At 49.6% G+C, this 6,399-nt stretch carries 4 protein-coding genes and 1 pseudogene; 2 read left to right on the top strand and 3 right to left on the bottom strand.

What is annotated here, in order from left to right:
- Positions 1–359 precede the first annotated feature (359 nt).
- Positions 360–825 (top strand): annotated as a pseudogene (locus ACKFKH_RS19030) (transposase); the annotation flags it as partial.
- Between the two features lie 325 nt (positions 826–1,150).
- Here ACKFKH_RS19030 and ACKFKH_RS19025 read toward each other — a convergent pair.
- Together ACKFKH_RS19025 and ACKFKH_RS19020 are read right to left on the bottom strand one after the other, a co-directional pair.
- Complete coding sequence (locus tag ACKFKH_RS19025; RefSeq protein ID WP_446859908.1) at positions 1,151–2,776, bottom strand: DUF2079 domain-containing protein; 1,626 nt, start codon at positions 2,774–2,776, stop codon at positions 1,151–1,153.
- A 49-nt stretch (positions 2,777–2,825) separates the two neighbouring features.
- A complete protein-coding gene (locus ACKFKH_RS19020; RefSeq protein WP_446859907.1) occupies positions 2,826–4,391 on the bottom strand; it encodes a NupC/NupG family nucleoside CNT transporter in 1,566 nt (521 codons plus the stop codon).
- 258 nt (positions 4,392–4,649) lie between these two features.
- Between ACKFKH_RS19020 and ACKFKH_RS19015 the strand changes: the two genes are divergently transcribed.
- Positions 4,650–4,916, top strand: a complete 267-nt coding sequence (locus ACKFKH_RS19015; RefSeq protein WP_446859906.1) for a hypothetical protein — start codon at positions 4,650–4,652, stop codon at positions 4,914–4,916.
- A gap of 49 nt (positions 4,917–4,965) precedes the next feature.
- On the opposite strand, the gene ACKFKH_RS19010 is transcribed toward ACKFKH_RS19015, so the two are convergent.
- On the bottom strand, positions 4,966–6,318 hold the full coding sequence (locus tag ACKFKH_RS19010) for an FAD-binding oxidoreductase (protein WP_446859905.1): 1,353 nt from the start codon (positions 6,316–6,318) through the stop codon (positions 4,966–4,968).
- Positions 6,319–6,399: the final 81 nt, after the last annotated feature.

Here is a 6,399-nt window from a genome sequence, read left to right as displayed (position 1 = left end):
AATCTCCACTCAAAGTAAAACTGTTCTCAGTAGTTCGAATTCCCCTGGGGGTATGTCACGAAGAAGAGTGAGACTTTTAGATGTCTTGCTCTTCTTTTTTATTGTCTTTTACACGCTCTGTCCACAAGTAAATTTATTGATGAATTCGCCTTTCGTTTTCAACACTGAGGAGCCTACAACCCTTCTACATCTCAAGAAAGAGGACTTAGAAAACATCTCGTATCTGAAGCAAAGGGATTTTTTGAATTCACGGTTTATTAGCTAACTTGAGTACGGGATAAGAATTGAGACAAGAAAGGGGCAAACCCGATAGACTGAAAATGCTAAAAATTCACGTCTAGCTTGCCCTCAGATTTAGTATAGAAGAACTCTTTTGCTCCGTCGATGATTTCTGCCGCAGCGTTGAACCGCAATGGAAAAAGCAACTTCTAGGATTCGGACTCAAGCAGCGCGATCGACCCCGAAGCTTGAGATTGAGCGAAATCATGACGATTCTGATGGGCTTTCATCAGTCGTGCTACCGCAAACTTCAACACCTACAAACTTCAACACCTATTATCAAGCGAAGGTGTAGGCAGAGTGGGCATGTAATCATCTCGCATCAAGCAGCACAAAGTGTTGGAGGACTTAGCTGCACGCGGCAAAACCTCGGTCGATCGGTCCTTTGGCTTCAAATTGCATCTGGTCGTGAACGACCGAGGCGAACTGCTGAATTTCGTGCTGACTCCGGGCAACCCCGATGAGCGTACGCCCGTGCCGGGATTAGTGCGGCAGTTGTTTGGCAAGGTGGTTGCCGACAAGGGCGATGTCTGGCAGAACCTGGCAAAGCAATGCCATCCACCCAAGAAGCCTTCTATCGTGCTTGACCACAATTTGATGGTTTCGGCTTAACCCGTACTCAGGTTAGCTACATTTTTTAACGTCAATTCGATATAGTTTTTTCGCTTTGTTCTCAGGTTCTTCTGCCCTCCCGCCTTCCATTCTGAGGGACTTTCAGAGAAGATTTCCGGCTCAAAGTGCCTCACTTGTGGAAGATTTAGTTAGCTCTCCCGCGGTTGGAGCTGTAGCAAAGAAGTTCACTGAACTGAGGTTCTTTTAGTTCAGTCTTTTAGGTCAACATAAGCTCTGTAGGCGGTGAAATACTGGTTGGTCATCCTTTAAGTTTTTGCCACTCTGCTAGTGCCTCGATCGACGATCGCCCTCCTTTCTTGAGCAAGACGACCCCATCTTCTGCTCGCAGGATGCCATATTCACCCGTCGTAATTAGCTTGTCTAGAGCGGGGACGATGGCAACAAAATGACTTAGCGTGTCTTTAAAAGCTTTTTTGTATTCTCGTAACTGCCAGATGTCGGCAACAGCGTATTCCATCTGGATCACCTGATTGCGATCGTCACGCAATTGCAGCGCAGGCAAGCGAATAATTTCTCGGCGACTCGACAATTGGGGAATCAGGTGCGTGGTGGCTGAAACGCTGGCATCTGGGGGAATGTCGCCAATCACACGATTGATATACTGGGCGTGTTCCCATTGACGTGCGATCGGAACGAAAACCCAAGGGCGAATGGAATCAGGAATCACAAATGAAAACGCTCGATTGGGATTATTGGTAATTGTGAACACGATCGACAGCGCAATGCAGACGCTCCAAAAACGCCGAACTCTAGGCGTAAAGGACTGGGGATGATGTGACCACCACAGCACCGCTCCATAAAAAAGTCCGGGAACGACGGCTAGGGCATAGCGCAAATTGATCGAGAGAGCAGACACGCCAGATTGGGCAAACAGGGACAATAATGGCGGAGCGCTCACAATCCAGGCAGACGCAGAAATCATCGGCACAAAAGCTACGGGAAGCCAGTGAGAAACGAGATAAATTAAGCGCCGATCGACGGGTGTAAAAATGCTGGTAATCAGGGCGATCGGATTGGTCAACATGCCCCATAAAACTTCTAGTGTCGTCGGTTCATCGTGGTTGACAAATTGCCGAAACCGCACGGCCATGTAGAGGCGAGGATTGTCCTCTGAGATTTGCGGCATGATCACGCTCGTGACGATCGCCACATAGCTAAAGCTCAACAGACAAAGCGCGAATCCGGTTTTGGGATGCCGCCGACTAATCAGCAAATAAACGCCCACGCCAAACAGCATGATTCCAGCATCTTCTCGAATGCCTAAGACAAGCAGCGCCAACACCCAAAACCATCGCCAAGACTGTTTCTCAAGGGCCAGCAGTAAGCCAAACATAAACAGCGGAATCTGACACTGCTCATAAAAATTGGCAACAGTGGGACTGATGACGGCGATCGCTGCATAATATCCTCCAGTAATCCAGAGTGAAAGCTGGGGCGATAGAGAGTGTCTCGCCAAGGCATAGAGCAACAGCCCGCCAACAGCCATCAACCCAACCTGCAACACAATTAAAGTCGCTGGATTGGGATATAGCGCATACAACGGTAGCCATAGAAGAAAATTTAGAATGAGATGCTGACCCAAATGTAAAAAAGATACGGTGGGAATCGCTCCATCTGCCATTGATGAAATGGAATTATTGGAAGTCAGCGAACTCTGGAAGAATCGCCCGTGTAAACTGTTCCAAAATACCTGGTTAAACAGTCCTTGATCGTAGGATGTATAGAAAACAAAATAGCGATGAAGTGAAATCAGCAATACTGCTGTGAAGAAGATAGCTGCTAAAAGATATGCACGACGTAAACCAGGGGTACGATCGCTCGGAACAATTGGTCGAAAGAGATCAGGAAGTTTGAAAAAGGGCATCAGAGAGAATCGCGGGGGGAACGATCGCAAACTATATCACGCCGCTACTCTAGCGAGGTGAAGGGGTGGGAGCGGCGGCTGGCTTTTTGGCTGGTTTGGTCGGTTTGGCGGTGGCTTTGGGAGGGGCAGGAGGCGAAGGGGCAAGGGTTTTGGGAGCGGCGGGAGCAACGGGGACGGACAGCGGGGTGGCTTTAGGGGAGGCGGCAGGAGCCACGATCGCAGGCTTTTCACCTAGAATGCTGGCGCTTCCGGTATCATAAAATCCGGCGACACAGGCGATCATCAAAGTTGCTAAGGTTCCGGCAAACAGAGCCTTCCAGCCCAATTCTGAGATGTCTTTACGGCGAGAGGGAATTAGCGCGATCGTGCCTCCTACAAAGATTCCCACAGAGGCGAGGTGAGCAAATCCAGAGAGCGCATAGCTGATGATCAAAACGGCGCGATCGCTTAAGGGGTTGTCAGGGCGGGCGGCGGCGGTGGCGAGCGCTTGATAAGGGGGAATGGCCGTTTCGAGTAGTCTGCGGCCGATAATAACTGACGATTCCCAAAGCTCATTCCACTCTAGAGAGACCCCTGTGAGAAAGGTGAAAGGCAAAAACATCGCGCCTTCGATATTGGCCAGCGTGACAATGCCAAAAAACTGTCCAATTACACCGGGAATGTTAGCCAGCCCTGCAAAAATTTGATTGATCAACGAGACTAAGCCCAAAATTAGAATCAGCACAGCCGCGATCGACACCGCCATTTTTACGCCATCCAACGCTCCGACGATCGCCGCATCCAGTGGGCTAACGCGCTCGATCGGTTCTCCTGAGACGGTTTCTGGAGGGGCAAATTCTTCTTCGTCAAAGTCATCGTTAAACTCATCTCGCGTCGTTTTTTCGCTGGGAATGCCACCCGCCGTTAGTGGAATTTCGGTTTCGGGAACCAGAATCTTTGACAACACAAAACAGGCTGGAATAGCAATAATCGAGGCGGAAACCAGATGTCCCAAAATATTTGGGAAAACAGGACGCAAAAAACTGACGTAGATTGCCAGCGTTGAGGAGGCCGCCGTCCCAAAACAACAGGCGAGAATGGCGCAGAGTTCGCTTCGGGTCATTTTTGGGAGATAAGGCTTGACGACGATCGCCGCTTCAACGCCCACAAAAATATTCGCTGCCCCGCTCAAAGCCTCAGCCCCACTCAATCGCATCACGGAGTAAAACACTTTGGCAAATACATTGGTGATCACTTGAATCACGCCAATGTTGTAGAGCAACGCCATCAAGCCAGAGAAAAAGATCACCGTCGGTAAAGCTCGAAAGGCAAAAATATAGCCCAAATTCACAGTCGCGGGTCTGGTCGGAAGCGGCACAATATTATTGCCAAAGACAAAATTTGCTCCGGTATCTGCTGCCAAAAATACCCCATCCAGAAGGTTACTAAAGCCTTGCAGCGCTTCTCTCGTAAACGGCACTAGAAAAACTAGCGCGCCCAAAATTAGTTGCAGCAAAATGCCCATTCCAACCACGCGCCACGGAAACACCCGCAAACTGCGATTCTCGGAAAATAACCAGGCGATCGCACACAAACCAAAAATTCCAAGCAGCGAGACAAGATTGAGCAAACCCATGAGGCGGCACCTTATTGACGATCGAGCAAAACGCGCTTGAGGACTACCCTCACGGTAGATGAACCGTTGCCCCTTAGACGATACCTAAAAATGCTTCGATCAACACAGAAAATGTCAGTAAATCTGAGGGGTGATACAAAAGTTATTTGGACTCGATCAGAAATTTTCTCCTCATCGCCCGATTCCCCTATCCCCCGATTCACAGGTCATAATAAGCAAAGCCTTCTTACGTCGCGATACATGGATGCTTTCGAGCCAATGCCGCCCGCTTGGACTAAATCAGCCGTCCACGCCCATGAGTTTCACTGCCCCAACTGTCACAAAACCTGTCTCGAAGCAGAGCGAGTTTGGATCAATCGCCGATCGCCTGTCTTTTTGGAGGACTATCGCAAAAAATGGCAAGAATTTTATCAGTGCCAATGTACAACCGTCTGGTGGGCCTGGAGCAACGATCGACCGCCTTCAGAGTTAGCTGATCGCGAACCTCCTCGCCTCGATTTCTTCAATCCCTTTGACGATCTTTAGAAACGATCTTTAGAAGTGGTTCCAGCTTCAATTTCTCTCAAGCAAATCTTTATCGCTCTAGCCACGCCCGCATTTTGCCAGGATTAAGTAATCCGTAGGGATCAACTTTTTCTTTAAATTTAAGTTGTTCGACATCGACCTGCTTCATGCCGCCGTCTTCTAACACATAGGTATGAGGATTGAAGATAAAAGCGCCTTTGGCTTCGTGGTAGGCAATAATTTCGTTGAGGCGTTCTTCGGTTGTGTAGCGCACCACTTGCAAAGCAGCCGGACGAGCCACTCCCCCCACACGCAAAAATTCCAGGTGCATCATGACTTCATCGCCAAAGTGTTGATACATGTGTTCGAGCAAGGTCAGTTGTTTGTCCTCAGGAAACAGGGTCTGCAAATAGGTCAACGTCGGGTCAACACTGCGAGCATGAAGCGTGGTGTGATTCCAGGAATACTCGGACAACGTAACGCCTTTGCTTGCTTCTTGAGCCGTTTTTTGGTAAGCGATCGCTCCCCCAAAATCCTTAACCCACTCATTTAAGGCTTCAAGGCTGGTTTCAGACACCATCAACAACGCGCAGTGTGACCCTTCTGGAAAGTAACTCTTGAGCGCAGCAAAATAGCCCGGAATCGGGTCAGCACAGATGCAAACCAGCTTTTTGATCACGCCGTCGGCATCACTGATCGCCTGGCCAAATCGAGCCGCCGTCATAAAGTCTGGAAACGTCACGATCGCCTCTGCCCAGGGATAAGCGGGCGCGAGGGGAACTTCTAATTCCGTAATAATGCCATTCGTTCCGTAAGCGTGAGCCACTTTGTAGACATCATCGCCCCGAAGCTCGATCGCTTTTGGTTCGTCTTCCATCGTTACCACCCGAACCGCTTGCAGATTGCCGCGATCGCGCAGTTGTCCATACGTGACAGACCCAATGCCTCCACTGCCGCCGCCGATAAAGCCGCCGATCGTCGCCGTTCGATAGGTAGACGGAGCCATACGAATTTCCCAGCCCGTTTCTCGTGTCTGCTTGTCCAAAACCGAAAGTTTGACCCCTGCCTCCATTCTCGCCATCCCCAGTTTGACCCATTTCACCGCCGTCATTCGGGTCATGTCCAAAATTACGCCACCTTCGAGAGGAACACACTGCCCATAGTTACCCGTTCCTGCGCCTCGTACCGTCAGCGGAATTTTGTACTTCACGCAGACTTGCGCCACTCGGATCACTTCCGCCTCATCAACAGGACGAATCACCACCCCGCCGACTTTTCCGGTCAATTGTTCGACGAGGACGGGGCTAAAAGTGTAGTAGTCTTGCGAGAGTTTGACGATCTGATTGGGATCGGTGATGATATCAAGTCCGGTAAGGTCAGCGATCGCAGCTTTCAGATCAAAGGGGCTAGTTGTCGAAGTCATCAGACGTTCTATGTGAACATTTCTTCTGCATCTTAAGCCGATTTTGGTAGGAAATTGGTATCCAAAATCTCCATCGCCAAA

The organism is Phormidesmis sp. 146-20, from assembly GCF_052939475.1.
Note: the sequence above shows the minus strand (reverse complement) of the source record. Positions and strands in the feature narration are given on the sequence as shown.